The sequence below is a fragment of the Clostridium tertium genome (genome assembly GCF_017873245.1).
GTDB lineage: Bacteria > Bacillota > Clostridia > Clostridiales > Clostridiaceae > Clostridium > Clostridium tertium.
Window position 1 is genome coordinate 105141 of sequence record NZ_JAGGJY010000007.1, and the last position, 23669, is coordinate 128809.

Annotated in this window: 22 protein-coding genes and 1 other annotated feature; of the genes, 5 read left to right on the top strand and 17 right to left on the bottom strand. The window is 26.5% G+C overall.

The window, feature by feature from the left end:
• Positions 1 to 107 precede the first annotated feature (107 nt).
• The 6 genes from deoD to J2Z25_RS09580 all read right to left on the bottom strand — a co-directional run bounded on the left by deoD (position 108) and on the right by J2Z25_RS09580 (position 5533).
• Complete coding sequence (gene deoD, locus J2Z25_RS09555) at positions 108 to 815, bottom strand: purine-nucleoside phosphorylase (RefSeq protein WP_008679315.1); 708 nt, start codon at positions 813 to 815, stop codon at positions 108 to 110.
• A gap of 271 nt (positions 816 to 1086) precedes the next feature.
• Entirely contained in the window at positions 1087 to 2196 is a 1110-nt protein-coding gene (locus J2Z25_RS09560) for an N-acetylmuramoyl-L-alanine amidase (protein ID WP_209740118.1), read from the bottom strand.
• 76 nt (positions 2197 to 2272) lie between these two features.
• On the bottom strand, positions 2273 to 3571 hold the full coding sequence (locus J2Z25_RS09565; protein ID WP_209740119.1) for a bifunctional folylpolyglutamate synthase/dihydrofolate synthase: 1299 nt from the start codon (positions 3569 to 3571) through the stop codon (positions 2273 to 2275).
• Positions 3572 to 3573: 2 nt separating this feature from the next.
• Complete coding sequence (locus tag J2Z25_RS09570; RefSeq protein ID WP_209740120.1) at positions 3574 to 4368, bottom strand: ATP-grasp domain-containing protein; 795 nt, start codon at positions 4366 to 4368, stop codon at positions 3574 to 3576.
• Entirely contained in the window at positions 4365 to 5258 is an 894-nt protein-coding gene (locus J2Z25_RS09575) for a RimK family alpha-L-glutamate ligase (RefSeq protein WP_111927852.1), read from the bottom strand. Before J2Z25_RS09575 ends, J2Z25_RS09570 begins: the two co-directional genes overlap by 4 nt.
• A 29-nt stretch (positions 5259 to 5287) precedes the next feature.
• A complete protein-coding gene (locus J2Z25_RS09580) occupies positions 5288 to 5533 on the bottom strand; it encodes a hypothetical protein (protein WP_008679323.1) in 246 nt (81 codons plus the stop codon).
• Positions 5534 to 5796: 263 nt separating this feature from the next.
• Here J2Z25_RS09580 and J2Z25_RS09585 point away from each other — a divergent pair, with 263 nt between their 5' ends.
• Positions 5797 to 6228, top strand: a complete 432-nt coding sequence (locus J2Z25_RS09585; RefSeq protein ID WP_209740121.1) for a hypothetical protein — start codon at positions 5797 to 5799, stop codon at positions 6226 to 6228.
• A gap of 184 nt (positions 6229 to 6412) precedes the next feature.
• Here J2Z25_RS09585 and J2Z25_RS09590 read toward each other — a convergent pair whose 3' ends face one another.
• From J2Z25_RS09590 to J2Z25_RS09595, 3 genes are all read right to left on the bottom strand, one after another.
• Entirely contained in the window at positions 6413 to 9055 is a 2643-nt protein-coding gene (locus J2Z25_RS09590) for a valine--tRNA ligase (RefSeq protein WP_209740122.1), read from the bottom strand.
• 354 nt (positions 9056 to 9409) lie between these two features.
• Positions 9410 to 9633 (bottom strand) — a binding site (T-box leader).
• Between the two features lie 112 nt (positions 9634 to 9745).
• A complete protein-coding gene (locus J2Z25_RS18795) occupies positions 9746 to 9871 on the bottom strand; it encodes a CPC_1213 family protein (protein ID WP_008679326.1) in 126 nt (41 codons plus the stop codon).
• Positions 9872 to 9967: 96 nt separating this feature from the next.
• Positions 9968 to 10912, bottom strand: a complete 945-nt coding sequence (locus J2Z25_RS09595; protein WP_008679327.1) for a carbohydrate kinase family protein — start codon at positions 10910 to 10912, stop codon at positions 9968 to 9970.
• Between the two features lie 447 nt (positions 10913 to 11359).
• Between J2Z25_RS09595 and J2Z25_RS09600 the strand changes: the two genes are divergently transcribed.
• Entirely contained in the window at positions 11360 to 11716 is a 357-nt protein-coding gene (locus tag J2Z25_RS09600) for a tetratricopeptide repeat protein (RefSeq protein ID WP_142690218.1), read from the top strand.
• A gap of 36 nt (positions 11717 to 11752) precedes the next feature.
• On the opposite strand, the gene J2Z25_RS09605 is transcribed toward J2Z25_RS09600, so the two are convergent.
• The 3 genes from J2Z25_RS09605 to J2Z25_RS09615 are packed head-to-tail and all read right to left on the bottom strand — an operon-like array spanning position 11753 to position 14737.
• Positions 11753 to 12823: a transglutaminase-like domain-containing protein gene (locus J2Z25_RS09605; RefSeq protein ID WP_209740124.1), complete on the bottom strand. Its 1071-nt coding sequence runs from the start codon at positions 12821 to 12823 to the stop codon at positions 11753 to 11755.
• A gap of 23 nt (positions 12824 to 12846) precedes the next feature.
• A complete protein-coding gene (gene recX, locus J2Z25_RS09610) occupies positions 12847 to 13482 on the bottom strand; it encodes a recombination regulator RecX (RefSeq protein WP_209740126.1) in 636 nt (211 codons plus the stop codon).
• Positions 13483 to 13498: 16 nt separating this feature from the next.
• A complete protein-coding gene (locus tag J2Z25_RS09615; protein WP_209740128.1) occupies positions 13499 to 14737 on the bottom strand; it encodes a M16 family metallopeptidase in 1239 nt (412 codons plus the stop codon).
• A gap of 353 nt (positions 14738 to 15090) precedes the next feature.
• Between J2Z25_RS09615 and J2Z25_RS09620 the strand changes: the two genes are divergently transcribed.
• Both J2Z25_RS09620 and J2Z25_RS09625 read left to right on the top strand, forming a co-directional pair.
• Complete coding sequence (locus tag J2Z25_RS09620; RefSeq protein WP_097032857.1) at positions 15091 to 15765, top strand: response regulator transcription factor; 675 nt, start codon at positions 15091 to 15093, stop codon at positions 15763 to 15765.
• A 67-nt stretch (positions 15766 to 15832) separates the two neighbouring features.
• Positions 15833 to 17263, top strand: a complete 1431-nt coding sequence (locus tag J2Z25_RS09625; RefSeq protein ID WP_083854793.1) for a HAMP domain-containing sensor histidine kinase — start codon at positions 15833 to 15835, stop codon at positions 17261 to 17263.
• A gap of 68 nt (positions 17264 to 17331) precedes the next feature.
• Here the strand turns inward: J2Z25_RS09625 and J2Z25_RS09630 are convergent, their stop codons facing one another.
• Both J2Z25_RS09630 and J2Z25_RS09635 read right to left on the bottom strand, forming a co-directional pair.
• Positions 17332 to 17469 carry an FmdB family zinc ribbon protein gene (locus tag J2Z25_RS09630; protein WP_008679335.1) on the bottom strand — a complete coding sequence of 46 codons (138 nt, stop codon included), beginning with the start codon at positions 17467 to 17469 and terminating at the stop codon, positions 17332 to 17334.
• Positions 17470 to 17750: 281 nt separating this feature from the next.
• On the bottom strand, positions 17751 to 19949 hold the full coding sequence (locus J2Z25_RS09635; protein WP_209740130.1) for a DNA topoisomerase III: 2199 nt from the start codon (positions 19947 to 19949) through the stop codon (positions 17751 to 17753).
• A 216-nt stretch (positions 19950 to 20165) separates the two neighbouring features.
• Here J2Z25_RS09635 and J2Z25_RS09640 point away from each other — a divergent pair, with 216 nt between their 5' ends.
• Entirely contained in the window at positions 20166 to 20564 is a 399-nt protein-coding gene (locus J2Z25_RS09640; protein WP_209740131.1) for a hypothetical protein, read from the top strand.
• A 321-nt stretch (positions 20565 to 20885) separates the two neighbouring features.
• On the opposite strand, the gene ymfI is transcribed toward J2Z25_RS09640, so the two are convergent.
• From ymfI to J2Z25_RS09655, 3 genes are read right to left on the bottom strand one after another with little or no spacing between them, the layout of a single operon-like run.
• Positions 20886 to 21629, bottom strand: coding sequence for an elongation factor P 5-aminopentanone reductase (ymfI, locus tag J2Z25_RS09645; RefSeq protein WP_209740133.1), 744 nt, complete (start codon positions 21627 to 21629; stop codon positions 20886 to 20888).
• Between the two features lie 26 nt (positions 21630 to 21655).
• Positions 21656 to 22588 carry a dipeptidase gene (locus J2Z25_RS09650; RefSeq protein WP_209740135.1) on the bottom strand — a complete coding sequence of 311 codons (933 nt, stop codon included), beginning with the start codon at positions 22586 to 22588 and terminating at the stop codon, positions 21656 to 21658.
• A 13-nt stretch (positions 22589 to 22601) separates the two neighbouring features.
• A complete protein-coding gene (locus J2Z25_RS09655) occupies positions 22602 to 23570 on the bottom strand; it encodes a metallophosphoesterase (protein ID WP_209740137.1) in 969 nt (322 codons plus the stop codon).
• Positions 23571 to 23669 lie beyond the last annotated feature (99 nt).

Sequence of the window (23669 nt, forward strand, 5' to 3'; positions counted from 1 at the left end):
TTAATTTATATATGCGCAAAAAGGGAAGCTCGAATTTAGAGCTTCCCTTTTTATCGGCTAATATCAAAATTTATTTTGATACAATTCTCTCACTTAAATTATTAAAATTATTTTGCTAGCTCTAATGCTATTTCCATCATATCAGTAAAGCTTTTTTGTCTTTCTTCAGGACTAGTTTCTATACCTTTAAATATATGGTCAGAAATTGTAAGTATAGATAACGCTTCTACTCCAAACTTTGCTGCTAGTGTATAAAGCTCAGCTGATTCCATTTCTACAGCTAAACAACCATAATCAGCCCATAACTTTATTCCTACATTAGTATCATCATAGAATAAATCTGAAGATAAAACATTACCAACTTTAATGTTTAATCCCTTTTCTTTTCCTTTATTATATGCTTCTAATAAAAGATCAAAGTTTGCTGTTGGAGCATAATCCATACCTTGAAATCTTCTTTTATTTATTGCTGAGTTTGTTGATGCACTTTGTGCTAAAACTATATCTCTTACATTAACATCTTCATTCATGGATCCTGCTGATCCAATTCTGATAAGTCTTTTTGCTCCATAAAATTGAATTAGTTCATTTACATATATAGAATGTGATGGTAACCCCATTCCTGTTCCTTGTACAGATATTCTTTTGCCTTTATATGTACCAGTATAACCATACATTCCTCTAACTTCATTATAACAAACAGGATTTTCCAAATAATTTTCAGCTATAAATTTAGCTCTTAATGGGTCTCCTGGTAATAGTACTGTTTCTGCTATAGCTCCTTCATTAGCCATTATGTGTAAATGCTTTGCCATATGTTAAAAGCCTCCTTAATTTATGATTAATAAAATACTATCATATTTCTAAAAACAAATAAACCTTTTCAATTTAAATTATCATTATTGTTACATTTATTATCAAAAAAGTAAACTAGCATTTGATTTATACTAAATATTATTTACTATTTTCTAATATATATTATTTTGCAAAGCAAAATAGTGAAAAAATTAAAGAATAAATTGCTTCGCAATTTATAAAAAAAGTGTAATTAGTAAAATTAATTTTACTAATTACACTAAAATTTATCTAATATATTGGATTATTTGTAATACTGCTGTCATTGTCTCTTGGAGCATATATATTTACTCTCCCAAAGGTTTCAGTATTAATTGTGTAAACGTCGCTTTGTGGATTCCCTAATATTTCATAAGATAATCCTCCATATCTTGATGGAGCTAAAAATCCTACTTCATTTCCTATAACAGGTGCTCTATTTAATGAATATACTCTCCAAGTAGCAACTGATTTATTTAAATTTAAATATCTTCTACTTGATGATTGACTTCCAGATGATCCTGGTGTTCCTGGTGAAACTACTGTGCTATCTCCATATAAAGCATTAGTAGTAATTGAACTATCATTATCATTAGGCGCGTAAATATTTACTCTTCCAAAGGTTTGTGTATTTATAGTATATACATTACTTTGTGGATTTCCTAGTATTTTATATGATAATCCCCCATAAGTTGATGGAGCTAAAAATCCTACTTCATTTCCTATAATAGGAGCTTTACTTAAAGGATATATTCTCCATCTACTAACTGATTTGTTTAAATTTAAATATCTATCAGTACCTGGTGTAGTTGTAGGTGGATTTACTGGTGCTTCTGGTTCAGTTGGCGTTGTCACTTCTTGTCCAACTAATCCTTTTACTATAGCATTTGCAATTCTTTCAGGGTTATAAATATTCATATCACTAGAATCAATAAAACAACACTCTACTAGCATTGATTTAGTTCTTATTCCTCCAACTACAGCTAGTTCACTACCATTTTTTATTCCTCTATTTATATATCCTATAACATTCATTTCTTTTAAAATATTAGATGCCTCTACAAGAGTAGATCCACCTTTTGTATAAATTTCAGTTCCTCGTCCGCCACCTGCATTTAAATGAATTGAAAGCGAAATATCTGCTGCTGCTGAATTAGCTGAAGAAACTCTAATTCTTAAACTTTCAGATACACTTAAAGCATAATCTGGTGATACAACAACAACATAATGTCCTAGATTCTCTAATTTAGCTCTAACTTTTTTTCCAATCTCTCTTGTACAAACTTCTTCTCTATACCCATTTCCCGATGCTCCAGTATCAGGTCCCGACAAACAGTGTCCATAATCTAACACTATTTTCATATTAATCACCTCAATATAAAATATGCAAGTATTATGTTATCTGACATTATTACTTAGTGAAAATATACAAGTAACCTTATATATTATTAATTTTCTTTCTTATTTCTCCTATCATATAAAGAGAACCAGCTGCAACTATTAAATCATCTTTATTTACTTTACTTAATGATAGTTTTATTGCCTTGTCATAATCATCAAAAGCAATACAATTATTGTTATACTTCAATACTACTTCCTTTAACTCATTTGCACTAGCTGCTCTTATTGAATTTGCAGTAACAGTGTACACTTCAGTAGCTACTGGTGCTATTATTTTAACCATTTCTTCTACATTTTTATCTGCTAAAATTCCAAGTATTAAATATAAATTTTTATATTTAAAATACTCCTCTATATTACTTTTAAGAAATTCTATCCCTGCAATATTATGAGCTCCATCAATTACTATAAATGGATCTTTCTTTAATACCTCAAGTCTTCCTTTCCATTTAACATTTTTTACGCCTTTATATAATTTATTAATATTTACCTTTATATAATTTAACTTTTCAAGCTCTTCTAATGCTTTAATTGCTAAAGATAAATTAATTATTTGATGTTTTCCAAGCAAAGCTAAATCTAAAGTGTATTTATTATTATTAAAATTTACTGAAACTCTTTGATAAGGAATATCATCATTTACTATTTCTAAAAAAACAAAATCATTTGAATCTACAATAGTTAATTTAGATTTTGTTAATAATGCTTTATTTTTTATAATATAAAAAGCTTCATCCTTTTGATTACAAGTTATAACTGGAATTGCCTCTTTTATTATTCCTGCTTTTTCATTAGTTATTTCTTGTATTGTATTTCCTAAAATATTTGTATGATCTAAGCTTATAGATGTTATTATTGATATAATTGGTTTAATTACATTTGTTGAATCTAACCTACCTCCAAGGCCTACTTCTATTACTCCAAAATCAACTTTTTGTCTATATAAATATAAAAACATAATACATGTTAATACTTCGAATTCAGTTGGATGCTTATATCCTTCTTCTACTACTTTATTAACATATGGCTTTATTTCTTCTAATAAGTATACCAAATCCTCTTCTGATATATTCTCATCATTTATTCTTATTGTTTCTTCTATTTCTTCTAAATGTGGTGAATTAAAAAATCCTACTTTATAACCATGTTCAATTAAAACTTTACCTAATATAGAAGAAGTTGATCCCTTTCCATTTGTTCCAGCTATATGTATAAGCTTTAGTTTTTTATGTGGATTTCCGAGCAACTCTAATAATCTCTCTGTACGTTCTAATCCATAATTTGAACCTAATACTCTTAGCTCCTCTAAATATTTTATTGTCTTTAAATCCTTCATATCTATTTCATTCCTTTAACACTTTTTCTTATATGCTCTAAAAATAATTCCATAGTATTATTTACACCTAAATAACTTAACATTCTACTTCCAACTGCATCTTCAAATTCATTGAATAATATTTCACCATTTTCTAAAAGTAAGAAATCAATTCCCCCAAAATCTATATCTATATTATTTAGTAGCTTTTCTAATATCTCCTTTTGCAAAAATGAATATTTATATAATTCAACATTGCCACCCCTTGAAAAATTAGATAAGATTTCATCTTCTTTAGGAAGCCTAATTACTGAATTAACTATATTATTATTTATTATATAAAACCTTATATCTCCAACATAATCTTCAATAAACTCTTGATAAACATTTTTATTAAAATCTAAAGATTTAAAATCCTTTAATATATTAACCCCTATTCCACCATGTCCATTTTTAGGTTTTTCTATTATCTTTTTATTACTATTTAACTCTTCAATACTTCTATAAATCTTTGGATATTTAATATCTAAAGTTTCCATAAAATTATATGCTTCTAACTTATCATTTCCAAGCCTGCAAAAATTAAATTTATTAAAAACTATTAGTCCTAATGATTCTAAATCATAAGTTATTTTATAATTTCTAGATCTATTTATAGCAAATTTATATTTTGAATTTACAATTTTGTAATCTATATCTTTTGTTAATATAAGTTCCAAATCCAAATTGTATTTTATTCCATCTTCTATTAACCAATTTATATAGCTTTTATTTTTTTCTACATCTATTTCATCATAAATAACTAACCCTTTTATCATAAACATTCCTCTAATATATATTTTAATATTTCTGCTCCAAAACTTTTTCCCCAAAGCTCTTCAAAGCTTAAAAAATTTAAATTGGAATTCACTTCACATAATATAGGTTTATTATCTTCACCAAATAATAAATCTACGCCTGAAAAATCTAAACCTAATACCTTATGAGCTTTTAATGCAATCTCTTCTTGTTCTGTTGTTAAGTTTATTAATTTACCTTTTCCACCTTGAGATATATTAGCTCTAAAGTCTTTATCAGATTCCCTAAGCATAGCCCCTATCACTTTATTCCCTATGATATTTACTCTTATATCTTTTCCATAACTACTTTTTATATTTTCTTGCATAATAAAGTCTACATTTCTTTTATTTAATTCTGTAACCTTTTTAATAAACTCTTCTTTATCTTTTATTAAATAAACCTGCATACCAAAAGAACCCTTTGATTCCTTTATTATTATTTCTTTGCCAAGTTCCTCATAACATTTTATTAAATAATCTTCACTATTTAGTAAATAATCAAAAATCATTGGTGATAATATTGTTCTTGGCATTTGTATATCATTATTAGAAAGTTCTAAATGCATTAACCCCTTATGATCGCAATATTCAATGGCTTTACTTGAATTAAAGACCTTAAATCCCATCTTTTCTAAGTGCCTTGCTAATAATACATCTTTGTCCCAAAATATAATAAATTTTGGGCTTTCAAGCTCTTTTAAATATAAAAGCTCAGCTTTTCCTTCATTATTGTATGTAGGTATTATCTCCGTATTTTTAACTGCCTCTAACTTTACATTTAAATTTTTTCCTTCAGTTACTAAAGATTTTACAAGCTTATTTATTTTAGGAATATTTAATGTTCCATTATAAATTATCCATCCTGTCATAAGTAATTCACTCTTTCTATACTTAATATTTATTTAATGCTTTCGCCTTTTTTCCATAACTTTTTACCTGAAAAATATCCAATTATAATAAGTAAAACATTTATTATAATTGTAAAAATTATTAAAAATCTATTTGCTATATTTATTTTATTTATCATTACTACTGGTATAAATATCAAATAAAATAATACTAATAAACTTACAATTAAATTTCTTATAAAACTCTTTTCACCTAAGGATTTAAATGGCTGCCACCATATATTAAAATCTTTCATTTTTTATGTCTCCTATTTCTTCATAATGGTAAATAATTCAATTCCTTTAATATGTACTGCAAAATTTATATTACTTTAACAAGCTTTTGAATTCATTATAAATTATACATTTTTACTTGTGTAATAACTCTTAATTACCCTACTTTTATCACTTTTAATTTTTTTTGTCAATATAGCATCTTAGTTTATTACTTTTTATTAATTGAATTTTATATTAAGGTACTTTACAATAATAAATATAAAACCTAAAGAAGGAGCTTATTATGAACAATTTAAATGAAGCATTAAAGTTAAATTTAGATAAAATCTCTATTTTGGAAATAGATGAAGAAAAGTTAATAGAACTTAAGTCTTACGATTACTATATGCAAACAAATTTTTATTTTTGGTTAATTAATAAGATAAATTATTTTGAAGATGAAAAGCTTTATGATGAGTTAGCATATGCTCATTACTTAATGTCTTATTTTGTTTTTATTATCCTAACACCTTTATCATATGAGGATTTAGCATTTAATCATATAAATAAAGCATTAAAATATAAAAATAATCTTAAATATAAGGAATGGCTTCTTATTTTTTCAACTCTTCCAAATAACTTTATAAAAACATATGATGCAATAAAAATTGCTGAAGAAGTTATTGAAAAAGATCCTAGCAGTACTTTAGCTAATACTATATTGCAAATGTTTTAAAAACACTAAAGGCCCTAGCTTAAGCTAGAGCCTTTAATGCCTTTTATCTTATTAAATCTTTTATCTTAAATATTATAAACCAAATACTCTAAATTAGAAACAAAAATCTTCTTTAATAATAAAATAAATTCTTTTAATGTTGTATAGCAATGAATATTATTTTAATATTTTAAAATAATATATTCTATTTTAAAGTATCTATTCTAACTAAAACTGCATTTAGCATTTCTTGATATTTTTCTCTCTTTTCTTTTTCACCATCAATTACAGCTTGTGGTGCTTTAGCTACGAACCCTTGATTAGATAACTTTTTATCTATTCTTTCTACTTCGCCTTCTAGCTTTTTCTTTTCTTTATTTAATCTTTCAAGTTCCTTTTCTTTATCTACTAAATCTAAAAGTGGCATAAATAATTCTCCACCCTTAACAACTAGTGATACTGCATTTTCTGGAACCATAGCTTTATCATCTATAAATGATACTTCTGATGCAGATGCTAATTTTTCTATATAGTGAACCCCAGAAATAAATGCATCTTTTGCTTCAGTTGTGGTATAGCTAATTACTTTAGCTTTTCTTGATGGTGGAACATTCATTTCAGCTCTTACATTTCTTAACCCCTTTATAGCTTCAATTATAAAGTCCATATCCTTTTCAGCCTTTTCATCAGTTAATCTTTCATTGTATTCTGGCCAATTTGAAACTACTATTGAATCACCATCAGTTAAAGTAGTATATATTTCTTCAGTTATAAATGGCATTACAGGGTGTAATAACTTAAGTCCAGTTTTAAGAACATCATTTAAAACATTATAAACTATACCTTTTTGCTTTTCATCATCACCATATAGTACGCCTTTAACTAATTCAATATACCAGTCGCAGAATTCAGTCCACATGAAATCATATACCTTTTGAAGAGCAATTCCAAGTTCGTATTTTTCCATGTTTTCAGTTACTTCTTTAACTAAAGTATTCATTCTTGAAAGAATCCACTTATCAGCTAAACTATATTCTTTGCAATCATCATATTTATCCATTACTTCTTTATCAAGATTCATCATAACAAATCTAGAAGCATTCCACATCTTATTTGCAAAGTTTCTAGCTGCTTCAACTCTTTCTGGAATATATCTTATATCATTTCCTGGAGAGTTACCAGTTACTAGCATAAATCTTAAAGCATCTGCTCCATATTCATCTATAACTTCTAATGGATCAACACCATTTCCAAGAGATTTACTCATTTTTCTACCTTGAGAATCTCTTATAATTCCATGAATTAAAACTGTATCAAATGGAGTTTTATCCATATTGTGTATTCCTGAGAATATCATTCTTGCAACCCAGAAGAAGATAATATCATATCCTGTAACTAATACATTTGTTGGATAGAAATATTCAAGATCTTCCGTTTCATTTGGCCATCCTAAAGTTGAGAAAGGCCATAAAGCTGAGGAGAACCAAGTGTCTAATACATCTTCATCTTGATGCATATGTTTTGATCCACACTTAGGGCAAGTTTCTGGAGCATCTACTTGAACTATTATTTCTCTACAATCATTACAATACCAAACTGGGATTCTATGTCCCCACCATAATTGTCTTGATATACACCAATCTTGAATATTTTCCATCCAATTGAAGTATATTTTATCAAATCTTTCTGGAACAAATTTAGTTTCATTATTTTTTACTGCTTCTATAGCTGGTTTCGCTAAAGATTCCATTTTAACATACCATTGTTTTGATATTATAGGTTCAACTACAGTTCCACATCTATCATGAGTACCTACATTATGAGTATGTGGTTTAACTTTAACTAATAAACCTTGCTCATCTAAATCGATAACCATTTGCTTTCTAGCTTCATATCTATCTAATCCTTGGTATTTTCCACCTAGCTCATTAATAACACCATTATCATCCATAACTCTTATTTGAGGTAAGTTATGTCTAACTCCTACTTGGAAATCATTTGGATCATGAGCAGGAGTTATTTTTACAGCACCAGTTCCAAATTCAATATCTACATAGTCATCACCAACTATAGGAATTTCTCTATCTGTTAGGGGTAATTTTAATGTTTTTCCTATAAGATATTTAAATCTATCATCATTTGGATTAACAGCAACAGCTGTATCTCCAAGTAAAGTTTCTGGTCTTGTAGTTGCAATTTCTAAATATCCACTACCGTCAGCTAATGGATAATTTATATGCCAGAAGCTTCCTTCTTTTTCTTCATATTCTATTTCAGCATCTGAAAGTGCTGTAGTACACTTTGGACACCAGTTAGTTATTCTATTTCCTTGATAAATTAAGCCTTCGTTATATAGCTTAACAAAAACAGTTCTAACTGCTTTATTTAAATTTTCATCCATTGTAAATGCTTCTCTTGAGAAGTCACAAGAAACTCCCATTTTCTTTAATTGAGTTCTTATTGTATCTCTATACTCATCAGCCCATTCCCAAACCTTTTCTAAGAATGCTTCTCTTCCCATTTCTTTTTTAATTAAGCCTTCTTTTAAAAGTTCATTTTCAACCTTAACCTCAGTTGCAATAGAAGCATGGTCTTGTCCTGGTAACCATAAAGTACAGTATCCTTGCATTCTTTTAAATCTTATAAGCATATCTTGAAGTGTATTATCAAGAGCATGACCTAAATGAAGCTTTCCAGTTATATTTGGTGGTGGCATAACTATAGAAAAAGGCTTCTTATTTTTATCGATTATTGGTGTGAAGTATTTTTTTTCTTCCCAAAGCTTATAAATTCTTTCTTCGAATTCCTTTGGATTGTATGTCGTTGCTAAGTTTTTCTTTTCAGACATCCTTTTTGCCTCCTTTTTTTACTTTATATAGATTGAAGATAGATACCTAAAAATTTGCTTTTATTGAAATTAATAAAACTAGTTTAATAAAGATATTAATTTTAATTCTATTATATAATTTGAAGGTTCATATAATAATTTATTAATCTTTACTAACTACATATTAAATTTTTATATAATCAAGATAATTAATAAACTTTATTATATGTACTAAATGGTAATAAAGTATTAAATTGAAGGTTCATACTTTAGATTCACATAATTAATTTATAAATTCATTTTTGTAATTTAGAAATAAAATAAAATTATATAATCTTGATTATTAATTTTAAGCAATAAAAAAAGCCTTCATCACAAAAGGACGAAGACTCGCGGTACCACCTTTTTTCTTAATATAAATTTTTTTATATTAAGCTCTTTATTTATTAACGACTAAGAAAGCCGCCTTTACTTACTTTAGTTCAGTAAAGATGCTCAAAAGCTACCTTCAGGATACTCTAATATAGAAGGCTTTCAGCCGATGACCTTCATTCTCTTTATATATTGTATTCCTTACTCCTCTTTATCATTGCTTTTATAATATGATTTTGTAAGGTTATCTTATAATATATTATTATTTTTGTCAATATTGTCCTTATAATAAAATAAATAAAAAGATGCTATGATATTATAGCATCTTTTTATTATTTGCTAAATTATAAAATCTTTTTTATCATGCTCTTTTGCTTTTGGCTCTCCAAAAGCTGCTTTTACACTTTCCACTTGTGGATTATGATTAATATGTTTCTTATGACTATTCTTTGATTTCTTACCCATTTCTTTCACCTCCAAGCTTATATACTTAGATTATGTAAAAGAAATTTATTTATTTTATTAAATCTTAAGAAAGAAAGTGAAAATATGTAATTATTATTATCCTTCAATCCATTCCATATTTTTTATAAACTCATTAACAAAGTCCTCACTCATACTTGGATTAATAGTTTCTTCATGAGTTATTGTAACTATTGACATAGCAATAGCATATTTAACAGTATCCTTAATAGAAAGGTTATTCATATAGCCATATCCAACACCAGCAACAAAAGAATCACCAGCACCTGTAACATTTTTGACTTCTACACTGCTAGTACCTATCTTTCCTTCTTCCTTAGAGTTTTTATAATATATTCCATCAGCATCAAGACTTATAAATACATTTTTAACTCCTAAGGACAAGAAATAATCTCCTGCTCTTTTTAAATCATCATCATTTTCAATTTTAAATCCGCATAAAACTTCAGTTTCCAATCTGTTTGGCTTTACAGTATGAAAATATTTTATTAAATGTTTTATTTTCTCTGCTTTTGTAGCTGAAACTGGATCTAAAACAAATTTAGTTTTACCTTTAAAAGTAGTTAAAATATATTCTAAAAGTTCTGGGTTATCAGAATCTAATATTGTATATTCGGCATTTTCAATTATATGAGATTTAGAATCAATAAAAGAAGATTCCATCTTATCTAAGCTGTCCATATCAACTATAGCAGATTCCATTTCTCCGTGTTCATTTAAAATTGCCATATATGTTGGTGTATACTCATCTTCTAAAATCAATGAGTGTTCCATATTATATCCTATTAGCTTTGAATTTTCTAGAATATTTCTTCCTTGATCATCTCCACCTAAAATAGAAATGAATTCTGTATTAACATTAACTCTTGCTAAGTTTTCAGCAATGTTTCTACATACTCCACCTAAAGATATTTTAATATTTCCTGGTATTGAGTCTCTTTCATGATATTTTTTTCTACTAAAACCTATTATATCTACTATTGACGCTCCTAATACTAATATATAAGGATTATTATTACACATACCATCTCTCCTGCTCTTTAAAATCCGTTACTAAAAAACATAAATATATTATATTAGAGAAATATAAAAAAATAAAGTCAAATTTACAAACTTTGTCGAATTTTATTTTTTAATTGTATTAATTATCAATATATTTTCTTTAAAAATTTCTAAATTCTGCTACACTTTCTTTTAAAATTCATATATTGAATATTAACTTATTCAGCTGTCAATAATTTAAATATATGTTTCAATTAATAATCTTCATAATTATAGTGTTATAAAATTAAAAGTTAATAGTCTTATTTAAGTAAAATATCAAAATTGAAATCATATATTATTTAATTTTTTATATAAGTTGCTAAAATAATAACTTTACTTAAATACCATAAACTATAAAAATATTTTAATTAAATGAAGGATATTTATTACAACTTATATACATATAATTATCACTTGGAGGTAAAAATGAATTACTTTAATGAAGGTAATAAATACTATAATCTTAAAGAATATAAAAAAGCAATTGAATATTACACCATGGCAATTGAAAACAATGAAAGTACGACTTGCTCTTACTATAACTGTGGAGTTTGTTATATAAAACTTAAGGATTTTGATTCAGCAATAACAATGATAAAGAAAGCTCTTGCTATGCAGCAAGAAAGCAAATATTTCTTTAACTTAGCATATTGTTATGCAATGAAAGAAGAAATAAAAAAAGCATTAATTTATTTCAACATAGCTTGGTCTTTAGATAGTTCTGATACCGATTGTGAAAAAGCAATAAATTTAATAATGTCTAAAAACAAAAAAGCATTATAACCTATTTAAGGTTATAATGCTTTTTAACTTATATGTTTAAAGCCATTCACCTGCTATTTGAGCATTTAAATGATCTTCATTAAAATCTTTATTATCGAAGTAATCTCCTGCTAAATAAAATGTTGGATCAACATTAATCCAAATCCCCTCATCTGCAAGATATACCTGATTCCATGCATGCGGCCCATAATTTTGACCGTCAAATGCATCTCCAGTTACTATTCTGCTTCCTAAATCAACTGATTTTGCCATAGCTACATAAAGACATGCATAATCGAAGCAAATTCCACTTCTAGTATTCCAAGCTTCAATTGCACCACTATTAGTTACACCTTCAGGTCCTAATGCTTTTTCTGCTTTTGTAAAATCATACTTTATATTTGATCCTATCCATGAATATAACCTTTTTGCCTTTTCTCTATCACTTTTAGCATTTCCTATTATTTCAGTTGCCTTTTCATCTATCTCTTTTGATGATTTAATACCATCTTCTAAAGTAACTCCATTATAATATACTATTACATTTGAACTTGCAGGAATATACTCTTTAAAATCATCGTAAGATAAAACAGGCTTATTTATTGACATTATACTTTCTAAAGTACTATATCCATTAATACCGTTAAATAAATTGATTTTCATGCTTCTTCCAAAGGTTGTATTATAGGTTATTATTCCCATAAACATTATTAAGATAATAACAAGCCCTTTTAAAAATCCAAAAAGCGATGAAAATAATACTATTCTTAACTTACCCTTGCTTAATAACAACTTATAAGCTTTTGTTAATGGCTCACTTAAACACTTTAAAATCCAGTAAATTATAGTTTGTATAATTAAAAAAACTATTCCTAATACTAATGCTTTAAATAAATTATTATTTACTAAAGTAACATTAGAATTATCACTCACGAACTTCAATATAGCTAAATATATCTTATCTAAATTTGTAAGCATAATTAAAAATGTTATAAAAATAGAAAAATAATAAATTAATCTATTTAAAGAGTACTTAGCGCTTCCTTCTTCCAAAGCCCCTTGTATACTACCCTTTATTGAAAAAAGCATTAATATAGCACATAAAATATAAGGTAAATATGTAACCATTAATGTCTCTCCTTTTTAATAATCTACATATCATCAGTACTTGTTACTCTTTTTACAGCATATGATACTATATCGTAATCATATCCCTTTGATAATAAAAATCTATATATCTTTTGAGATAACTTATATTTATCAGATTCTCTTTTTGATAAAACATTATACTTTTTTAATGCCATATTATATGCTACTTCTCTTTCTTCATCTTCATCTATGTTAGATATTTCTTCTTCTATAAGGTTATCGTTAATCCCTTTTTTTATTAAATCATACTTTATCTTCTTTTTTCCTTGTAGTCTACTTCTATCCTTAACATACATTTTTACATAATTTGTATCGCTTAAAAAGTTATATTCTTTTAAAAAATTTAAAGTTTTATCAATTGTTAAATTATCATATCCTTTTAATAAAAGTTTATTTTTCAATTCTTTTTCACTCTTATATGATTTTTCTACTATTTTAAGTGCAGCATTCTTGCATTTTATATAATCATCTTCTTTAGCAATAGATTTTATTTTTTCTAAATCAATATTTTCATTTGTCTTAAGACCTTCTTTATATACCAATTCATTACTTAAAGAAAATGAATATTCATTATCAATATATATATTTACTCTTTCTTTGTTTCTCTTTTGTACCTCTATTTTTGTAATAATATTCATAATTATCTCCAATATTTTAAGATTTTAATATATGAATTGTTGGATTGCTTAAAACCTCTCTAGCAACTTCTTGAATTTTATTTATATCAAGAGAATGTAGCTTTTCCATATCCTTAACAAATTCATATAAGTCCTCTCCATCTAAACCTTGATGAAGCATATAATTGCATAACTCTGAAGGATCTTCTAAAGTTGAAATAACAGCTGTTTTATGAACTTTTTTCATAAGTTCTAAATCTCTTTCGCCAATTGCTAAACTTCCACTTTTAACTCCAGATATTGTTTCATTTATTGCACTTACAGCTGAATTAAGATCTTCCTCTCCAACTGCTGTATAGATATATAAAGTCTTAACACTATTAGTCATATCTATACTTGTATAAATATCATAAGCAAGTCCTCTTTTTTCTCTAACTTCCCTAAATAAAAGTGAGTTAGAACTTTCTCCTAATCTATGATTTAAAATTCTAAGAGGAAGTTCTAAATCTCTATTTAAATTATAGAAAGTATATAAATAAACTATTGTATTTTGCTCTATATTAGATTTAGTTGTTGTTATAGACTTACATATATTCTTTTCTTCTAAAATATTTTTTTTAATTTTTTCTCCAGATTCCCATCCTTTAAAAACTTTTTTTACTTCATTTAACGCTTCATCATGATTATATGAAGATACTACTGTAACTAAAGCATTATTGGGAATATAATGCTTCTTATAAAAACTAGTTAAATCATATCTATCATAATTTCTTACATTTGCTTCAATGCCTGCAACATCATATTTTAATGGACTTTTATTAAATGCTACTTCATTTGTTCTTTTAAAGCTTAAATCCTCAATATCATCCTTGCTAGTTCTCATTTCTGCAAGTATTACTCCTCTTTCCTTTTCTAATTCTTCTTTATTAAAGGCAGGATTTATAATCATATCTCCTAATATTTCTATAGCATTTTTAAATTCCTCTTCCAAACAACTTATAGTATATACTGTAGATGTATAATCTGTATATGCATTATACTCTCCCCCTAAGAATTCTAACTCATCATTTAATTCTTCATAACTTCTTTTTTTTGTTCCTTTAAACAGCATATGTTCTATAAAGTGAGAAATTCCCTTTTCATTCATATTTTCATATAGTGATCCAACTTTAATACCAACATTTATAGCTGATATTTTTGTATCTTTTTTAATTGTTATAACTTCTAATCCATTATCTAAAAAATGTCTTTCAACATCAAAATTCAATTTAAACATATTAATCCATCCATTCTTCATACTACTTAATTATTAAAAATATAATATGACTATATTCTAAATACAATACTATAATTATATATATGTTTCAACTAAGAATCTACATTATTACTCTTTTTAAATCAAATAATTACTTATTATTCATGAACAATTTACTCTAAAAGTAATTAATCTCTATCTTTACTTATTTTTATGAAATTTATCTTAATATTAATACTGTTTTTTAATATAAAAATATACTTAATACACAACAATATAAATATTACATTTTATTTAATTTGATCAATTAATCTTTACCACACAAGTCTTGACATTTATAATTATATTAAAGATTTTATTATAAGGAGGGTTTTATGCAAAAAAATATTTTATTAATTGAAGATGAAACTCGTATTAGATTTTTACTAAGGGATTATTTTTTAAAAGAAGGCTTTAACATTATTGAAGCTGCTGATGGAGATGAGGGACTTAATTTTTTTATTAGCAATAAAATAGATTTAGTCATATTAGATATCATGATGCCAAAGGTTGATGGAATTACAGTTTTAGAAATGATAAGAAAGGTTTCTACAGTTCCTGTTATATTATTAACTGCTAAAGGCCAAGAAGAAGATAAGTTATTTGGATATGAAATGGGGGCTGATGATTATATAACTAAACCATTTTCACCTAAAATACTAATAGCTAAGGTAAAAGCTTTACTTAAGAGAACTTCTGAAGATACTTTTTCTGGATCAAATGAATATGATGGTTTGACTATAAATAAATTATCTCATGAAGTTAAAGTAAATAATGAAATTATAAATTTATCGCCAAAAGAATTTGAGCTATTATCTTATTTATCTGACAATGAAGGAATTGCATTATCTAGAGATACTATATTAGATAATGTATGGGGATTAGATTACTATGGAGACTTAAGAACTGTTGATACAAATATAAAAAGACTTAGAGAAAAGCTTGGAAATAAAGCCTCTTATATAGTTACAGTTAGAGGAAGTGGATATAGATTTGAAGCACAAAAATAAATTTAACATATCAAAAAAATTATTTTTAATAACTTTTGGATTAATATTTATTTTATTAATATTTAGCATGTTATTTCAAATTTTATTTTTTGAAGATTTCTATTTAAATAGAAAAGTAAATAGAATGATTAAAGAATCAAGTAAATTTAGCACTTTAAATTCTTATTATACTGATGAAAATCTTTTAACTGAGGCACTAATTAGATTCGAGCAAGAAACAGATTCTAAAGCTCTTATTCTTTCATTAGATGGCAAAATTAGATTTGTGGCAAATTACGGTAAAAATACGGATGACTTTCAAGTTTTAACTTCATTTTGTGCTGAACTTATTAATGATAAACATCTTGTTAATCAAGTTTTAACTTCTGGTAAACCACAAGCTAGTATTTTTGAAAATAAATTAAGTAATTCAAAGAAAATTGGCATTTTATCTCCTATGTCATTAAACTCAAAAAATGATTCAATTATTGTATCTGTTTCATCAATGCAGCCTATAAATGAAGCTGCTGGTGTAACTAAAGAGTTTTATGGATATTTATTTTTAGGCTTTAGTATAATTGCTGTTTTCTTATCATCAGTATATGCAAATTTAATTTCTAAGCCATTGATAAATATAAATAAAGTAGCAAAAAGAATGTCCTCTATGGATTTTACCGCTAAATGCGAAGCAACTTCTGATGATGAAATTGGTAATCTTGCTACAACATTAAACTTTTTGTCCTCTACACTTGAAAACGCCTTAGATGATTTAAAGCAAAAAAATAAAAAGTTAGAAGAAGATATCGAAAAAGAGCGTAAACTTGAAGAAATGAGAAAAGATTTTGTTGCAAGTGTCTCTCATGATTTAAAAACACCTATTGGGATAATAGAAGGATATGCAGAAGGACTTAAAGATGGAATCGTAACAGGTAAAGATGCATTAATTTATCTAGATACTATCATAGATGAATCACATAAAATGAATAAATTAGTAACTAATATGTTAGAACTTTCAAAGCTTGAATCTGGAAATATAGAACTAGCTTTAGAAAAATTTAATATACTTAGACTTATACAAAAGCTTATAAAAAGCTTCTCACTAGAATTTGCTTCAAAAGATATAAAATTAAATTTGAAAACAGACCTGGAATACTGTTATGTAATTGGAGATGTATTTCAATTAGAACAAGTTATTACAAATCTTATAAGTAATACTCTTAAATACACTCCTAATGGAAAAGAAGTGATTATAGAAGTAGCTAGTACTGATACTTTAATTAATATTTCTATTGAAAATAAAGGTGCTTATATTCCTGAAGATGAAATAGAAAATTTATATACTAAATTCTATAGAATCGATAAAGCTAGAACTACTTCTAAAAATAGTAATGGTCTTGGACTTGCAATAGTAAAGAGAATTTTAACACTACATGAAAGTTCTTATTCACTAAATAATACAGAAGATGGAGTTAAATTTGAATTTACATTAAAAAAAGCAGATGACTCAGAAATAATATAAGGGATGAAGTTTCATCCCTTATATTATTAAAAAGTAGTAGGAAATTAAAATTTCTACTACTTAACAATTTAACCTTCTATTAAATTAAACTCCTGTATCTTCTTTATTTTTTTACAATGTGGGCATATAATTAGACATTCATCTCTTAACTCCTCGAATGTGTATCCACATTTACTACATGTACATTCTGATTTATTTATTTCCATATACTTCATCCTCTCTACAATTCTAATTTTTACCATATGTTACTTTTCTTATTCATCTGAAATCAACTTAAATTTTTCATAGAATTTTTTCAGACTATATATTTATATTATTATTTTATATTATTATTCCAAAATTATTATAAAAAAATAAACTATATTTTTAAAAATATAGTTTATTTTTTTACTAATCAATTTCTAATTCTGTAGGCTTTTTTTCTTTTTCAGGCTCTTTGTTGACTTTCATAAGTTTCAAGCTGTTCTTTTGCTATCTAATTATTACATTAGTCTTTTAAATTCATCTTTCCTAAAAGTTCTGCAAAAGGATTATTTAGTGGTTCTTCTGCTTCTTTTTTCATCTTCTTCATTATATTATTTACTTCTTTTTTATTTACCTTATCAGACTTAGAGTTAAATCTTTTATTAAATACTGAAGCTTTTTCTCTAAATGTACAATTGGTATTTGGACATACATATATTTGCCCTTCTCCATGTCCTCGAAGTTCTAATTTCTTTTTACATTCTGGACATCTAGCATTTGTATTTCTACTTACGCTTTCCCTATAGCCACACTCTCTATCTTGGCAAACATTCATGACTCCATTTTTACCTTTTACTTCCAAAAGATATTTACCGCAATTAGGGCACTTCTTACCTGTTTTATTATCATGAATAAATTTACTATCAGTTCCTTTTATAGATTCTATTAATGCTACAGCATAGTTTCTCATTTCTTTTATAAATAAATTAGAATCTTCTTTTCCTTTGCTTATTCCATCTAATTTCTTTTCCCATTTTGCAGTTAACAATGGTGATTTAAGCTCCTTTGGAACTAAATCTATAAGCTGCCTTCCCTTAGATGTAGGTATAATTTCTTTGCCTTTCTTTTCTATTACAAAAGAATTAAATAATTTTTCAATTATATCTGCTCTAGTTGCAACAGTTCCAAGTCCACCTGTTTCATTTAATGTTTTAGCAGAATCTTTATCTACACTGATATATTTTTGTGGGTTTTCCATAGCTGATAAAAGAGTTCCTTCATTAAATCTAGCTGGTGGCTTAGTTTGACCTTTACTTAAATCTACTGAATTTATCTTTAATAAATCCCCATTATTAAGTTTTGGAATAACTTGATCTTTTAAATCATCTTCTTTTGAATTATCATCTATTATTTCTTTATCATATAAGGCTTTCCATCCCTTTGATTTTATAACTTGACCCTTTGCAATAAATATTTCTTTATTTATTTCAGCCTTTATATTTGTTTGAATATATTCAAATGGAGGCATTAAAACACTTAAAAATCTTTTAACTACAAGGTCATATATATGTCTTTCTTCTGAACTTAAATTACTTAAGTTTGGCTTTTGCTCAGTAGGTATTATTGCATGGTGATCACTTACCTTGCTATTATCTACAAAGCTCTTACTCACATTTATTTTTCCCTTTAATATCTCCGAAGATGCCATTCTATATTCACCAATAGATATTGCTTTTAATCTCTCTGGAATAGTTGAAACAACATCTGTTGATATATATCTTGAATCAGTTCTTGGATATGTTAAAATCTTATGATTTTCATATAGTCTTTGCATTATTGATAAAGTTTGCTTTGCTGAATATCCCCATATTTTATTGGCATCTCTTTGTAGCTCTGTTAAATCATATAAAGCTGGAGAAAATTTCTTTTTAGGTGTTTCTGTTATAGATATTATTTTAGCATCATGCCCTTTTAAATTATTTAAAATTTTATTTGCTGCTTCTTCATTGAAAATCCTTAAATTATTATCTTTATTAACCCACTGAAGAGATATTCCATTTGCTTTTGCAGATATAGTATAAAAGTCTTTTGGTTTAAAGTTCTTTATTTCATCTTCTCTATCAACTATCATAGCTAAAGTTGGTGATTGTACTCTTCCTGCTGAAAGCTGTGCATTATATTTACATGTTAATGCTCTTGTTGCATTAAGTCCAACTATCCAATCAGCCTCTGCTCTACATACTGCTGCCTTATATAGGTTTTCGTAGTGGCTTCCAGGCTTTAAGTTCTTGAAGCCATCTAATATCGCCTTATCAGTTTGAGATGATATCCATAGTCTTTTTATAGGTTTCTTAACTCCTGCCTTTTCTATAATCCATCTTGCTACAAGCTCACCTTCTCTACCAGCATCTGTAGCTATTACTATTTCTTCAATATCATTTCTATTTAAAAGCTTTTTTACTTCGTAAAATTGCTTAGATGTCTTTTTTAAAACAGTAAGCTTCATATACTTAGGTAACATTGGAAGAGTTTCCATACTCCAAGTTTTATACTTCTCATCATATCCTTCTGGATCTTGAAGACCAACTAAATGCCCTAATGCCCAAGTTATTACATACTTATTTCCTTCAATATATGATCCCTTATTTTGATTACTTTTTAGAACCTTTGCTATATCTCTACCAACAGAAGGCTTTTCTGCTAGTACTAATACTTTTCCCATAATATTAAGTCCTTTCTATTTTAAGAGTTCTATTTTAACTCTTAACCAAATCTCTATTTATTTTCTTTTATCTACTTAAACTATATCTAATTTATAATATTCTGTAAACCTTCTTTAAATAAACATTATATATTTAAGATATCCTTATATTCATAATTAGTAAATTCCTACATTTAATGATATAATAAATGATAAAATAACATAGGGGGAATATCTATGGTAGAAATATTAAAATTAATAGCTAACATTATTAATGACTTACATGATAAAGTTTTAGATATTGTCAGCATAGCTGGGTATCAATTAAATGATAAACAACTTCACTTTATATTTATGGCTTTAATTGGAATAATTATATTTGGAGTAACACAAGTTTTATTTAAGAAACTTGCAAAATATAGCATTACTGCAATATCTTTTATCTATACATTAACAGTTATGATAGTTATAGTTTTTGCTATAGAAATACAGCAAAAACTAACAAACAGAGGTAATATGGAATTTGCTGATATTGCTTATGGTTTATATGGTTTCATTTATATCTTTTTTATCTATTTACTTATAAAGATCATTGTAATAGTAATAAAGAAAATATATAAGAAATATAAAAAATAATTATAGTTTTTTTCATACTGACTTATAGTATTGAATATCACTTTAACATATAATTTTTATTTAAAATGAATTTATATTAGTAAAATTATAAAATACATATGATAATCTGATTATTAGTAAAAGGCTCAATCTAAGAAATCTATTTAATATAAAATTTATTAAATTTAAAGTAAGCTTTATTGCCTTAAAAAGTTAATATCTTATTTTGTAAAGGGGGTCGCGAAACGCGACCCCCTTTTAAACCATTGATTTTACTTACTTAAAGACGTTTTTTAACTTAAATAAAAGTTTATGTCTATTATCAACTACCTATTATTAATTCTAAATAAGTCCTCCATCAACTCTTATAATTTGTCCAGTTAAATATTTACATGAATCATTACATATAAAAGCCACTAATCTTCCAATTTCATCAGCTTCTCCAAATCTTCCCATTGGTATTTCATCTTTTAGTTCCTTCTTTTCATCTTTTGATAAAAATGAATTCATTTCTGTATTAATTACTCCCGGTGCAATTGCATTTACTCTTACTCCCATTGGAGCCACTTCCTTAGCAAGTGATTTAGTGAACAAGTTTATTGCCCCTTTAGAACTAGAATATACTACTTCACATGAAGCTCCAACATCGCCCCATATAGAAGAAATATTAATTATATTCCCTTTTCCTTTAGAAATCATATGAGGAAGCGCATGTTTACTTAAGTACATAGTTCCTATAATATTTACTTCCATAACATTATCTATATCTTCTTTTGAAGAATCCATAAACAATCCTATAGTAGATATTCCTGCATTATTGACTAATATATCTATCTTCCCAAATGATTCTATAACATGGTCAATCATTTCTTTACACATAGCATAATCAGATATGTTACACTTATATAATTTACCATATCCTCCTAATGCAATTATTTCTGCTAATGTAGTTTCTGCACCATCATCGTCTTTTGAGTAATTTATAATTACCGTTGCCCCTTCTTTAGCTAATTCAATGGCTATTGCTTTTCCAATACCACGTGATGCGCCTGTAACTAAGGCTATTTTCCCTTGTAAGTTTTCCATCTTCTTCTCCTAGCTTTTAGTTTGTATTATAGACATTCTTTAATTACTCTTTTTACATTTTTAAAGAATATCTTATCAATTTCTGAATTTGTAAATTTTTCTTTTATCAAAGCATCTCTAAGTCTTCCTATTTCTCCAATATTTCTAATTTCCACTTCATTTTCAATCCCATCAAAATCTGTTCCCAGTGAAAGTACATCTATACCTCCAATATTTCTAATATGTTTAATATGTGCTATCATAGATTCAATTGTAGGAATCTTTTCTTTTCCCAAAAATGGTGCACAGAAGTTTAATCCCATAACTCCACCCTTATTAGCTAATTTAACTATCATATCATCAGTTAAATTTCTTGAATGATTAGTTATTTCTCTAGCATTAGAATGAGTTGCAACGAAAGGCTTCTTACATATATCTACTAAATCATAAAATCCACCATCTGATAAATGAGAACAATCTGGTATTATTCCAATCCTCTCCATTTCATTAACTATTTCTTTTCCTTTAGAAGTTAAACCATTATCTTTATATCTATATCCTGCATTGGGATAACCTATACTATTTGGAAAATTCCATGTTAATGTTATGAATCTTATCCCCATATCATAAACCTCTTTTACTCTTTCTACTTTTCCTTCTAATACTTCACCTTCTTCTATTGAGAAGAAAGCTCCTATTTTCCCTTTATTATTAACTCTTTCTAACTCCTCTAAATTTCTTACTATTTCAATATCATTATAATTTTCTTTTAATTCTTTTATTAAAACTTCATGCATTCTTTTAAATTCTAAATATGGATTATCTACTATATTTAACTCTATAAAATGCGCAAAAACCTGTGCTAATGCTTTAGATTCCTTTAATTTTTTTATATCAACTTTGCAAATACTTTCCTTAAGCTTTAGATTTTCATATAATAATCTGCTAGCAGTATCACAATGTAAGTCAATTGAATTCATATATATCTCTCCTTTATTTCCTATTTTCTATTTTACTTTTATTTCCTTCTTTAGCTTCTTTTATCATTCTTATTCTTTCGTTTCTTGCCCATAACAAGTAGTCTTCTAATCTTTCTGGTCCAGTAATAATTTTTCTTCTTGCCCAAAGAACTCCTGATTCTTGTGATTCCACACTCCATTTTACAAGAGATATTTTTCCACTTTCTATTTCTATTGCTGTCATTGCATATGGTAAAACACAACACCCATCATTAAAGTATGGTGGCTCAAGTTTGCCTGGCATTCTACTATTATGAGTATGTCCACATAGTAGCATTTTACCATTTTCTTTTGTCCATTTTTCAAGCTTTCTATCAACTTTATTTCCTTTTTTATTATTTTTAGCAGGACTTGTTGGATCATTAAATCCTGCTAGTCCATTTAAAAATTTCCACACATATCTTACTAAAAATCGTGATATCATCCAATAATCAGAATTTATTAAATCTGCTTGATGTCCATGAGTAACTAGAAACTTTTCATTAACAGGAGTAAATTTAAAATTAATACCTTCATAAAACTTAATATCTTTAATAAACTTTAAAAAGTTTTTTCCATAATTGGCTCCAATTTTTCTTAATGCCCTATACTGTGTATTATAAAAATTATCTCTATTTTTTATTATATCATGATTTCCATAAATCATATAAATTCTATTTTCTTCTTTTAATCTATTAAATAACTTAAATATATCATTATAGCAATATGCTATATCATTAAAATTTCTATTTTTCCAGAGCTCATCTCCATCTCCAACTTCAACATAAGTAAAATCCTTTCTGTAATAATAAGCTAGAGCTGTCTTATAAATATTTCTGTTTGGAAGAAGGGAATCATAAAAAGTTCCATCACCTCTGTGGATATCTGAAATAAATACTATATTATCCCCATTATCAAATTTTACTTCCATTGCATTCTCATAAAGATAGTTTAATCTTTTCATAAATTTCCTCTTACTTAATTTTTAATACTTTATTATATGTTTTTATTACTTATTTGCTAAAAACATCCATACAAAATACTAATAACTTATAGATAAATT

What these genes read in the sequence shown, in the direction of transcription:
- deoD (WP_008679315.1), bottom strand. Translation starts at nt 815, where the DNA reads ATGGCAAAGCATTTACACATAATGGCTAATGAAGGAGCTATAGCAGAA.
- J2Z25_RS09560 (WP_209740118.1), bottom strand. Translation starts at nt 2,196, where the DNA reads ATGAAAATAGTGTTAGATTATGGACACTGTTTGTCGGGACCTGATACT.
- J2Z25_RS09565 (WP_209740119.1), bottom strand. Translation starts at nt 3,571, where the DNA reads ATGAAGGATTTAAAGACAATAAAATATTTAGAGGAGCTAAGAGTATTA.
- J2Z25_RS09570 (WP_209740120.1), bottom strand. Translation starts at nt 4,368, where the DNA reads ATGATAAAAGGGTTAGTTATTTATGATGAAATAGATGTAGAAAAAAAT.
- J2Z25_RS09575 (WP_111927852.1), bottom strand. Translation starts at nt 5,258, where the DNA reads ATGACAGGATGGATAATTTATAATGGAACATTAAATATTCCTAAAATA.
- J2Z25_RS09580 (WP_008679323.1), bottom strand. Translation starts at nt 5,533, where the DNA reads ATGAAAGATTTTAATATATGGTGGCAGCCATTTAAATCCTTAGGTGAA.
- J2Z25_RS09585 (WP_209740121.1), top strand. Translation starts at nt 5,797, where the DNA reads ATGAACAATTTAAATGAAGCATTAAAGTTAAATTTAGATAAAATCTCT.
- J2Z25_RS09590 (WP_209740122.1), bottom strand. Translation starts at nt 9,055, where the DNA reads ATGTCTGAAAAGAAAAACTTAGCAACGACATACAATCCAAAGGAATTC.
- J2Z25_RS18795 (WP_008679326.1), bottom strand. Translation starts at nt 9,871, where the DNA reads ATGGGTAAGAAATCAAAGAATAGTCATAAGAAACATATTAATCATAAT.
- J2Z25_RS09595 (WP_008679327.1), bottom strand. Translation starts at nt 10,912, where the DNA reads ATGTGTAATAATAATCCTTATATATTAGTATTAGGAGCGTCAATAGTA.
- J2Z25_RS09600 (WP_142690218.1), top strand. Translation starts at nt 11,360, where the DNA reads ATGAATTACTTTAATGAAGGTAATAAATACTATAATCTTAAAGAATAT.
- J2Z25_RS09605 (WP_209740124.1), bottom strand. Translation starts at nt 12,823, where the DNA reads ATGGTTACATATTTACCTTATATTTTATGTGCTATATTAATGCTTTTT.
- recX (WP_209740126.1), bottom strand. Translation starts at nt 13,482, where the DNA reads ATGAATATTATTACAAAAATAGAGGTACAAAAGAGAAACAAAGAAAGA.
- J2Z25_RS09615 (WP_209740128.1), bottom strand. Translation starts at nt 14,737, where the DNA reads ATGTTTAAATTGAATTTTGATGTTGAAAGACATTTTTTAGATAATGGA.
- J2Z25_RS09620 (WP_097032857.1), top strand. Translation starts at nt 15,091, where the DNA reads ATGCAAAAAAATATTTTATTAATTGAAGATGAAACTCGTATTAGATTT.
- J2Z25_RS09625 (WP_083854793.1), top strand. Translation starts at nt 15,833, where the DNA reads ATGTTATTTCAAATTTTATTTTTTGAAGATTTCTATTTAAATAGAAAA.
- J2Z25_RS09630 (WP_008679335.1), bottom strand. Translation starts at nt 17,469, where the DNA reads ATGGAAATAAATAAATCAGAATGTACATGTAGTAAATGTGGATACACA.
- J2Z25_RS09635 (WP_209740130.1), bottom strand. Translation starts at nt 19,949, where the DNA reads ATGGGAAAAGTATTAGTACTAGCAGAAAAGCCTTCTGTTGGTAGAGAT.
- J2Z25_RS09640 (WP_209740131.1), top strand. Translation starts at nt 20,166, where the DNA reads ATGGTAGAAATATTAAAATTAATAGCTAACATTATTAATGACTTACAT.
- ymfI (WP_209740133.1), bottom strand. Translation starts at nt 21,629, where the DNA reads ATGGAAAACTTACAAGGGAAAATAGCCTTAGTTACAGGCGCATCACGT.
- J2Z25_RS09650 (WP_209740135.1), bottom strand. Translation starts at nt 22,588, where the DNA reads ATGAATTCAATTGACTTACATTGTGATACTGCTAGCAGATTATTATAT.
- J2Z25_RS09655 (WP_209740137.1), bottom strand. Translation starts at nt 23,570, where the DNA reads ATGAAAAGATTAAACTATCTTTATGAGAATGCAATGGAAGTAAAATTT.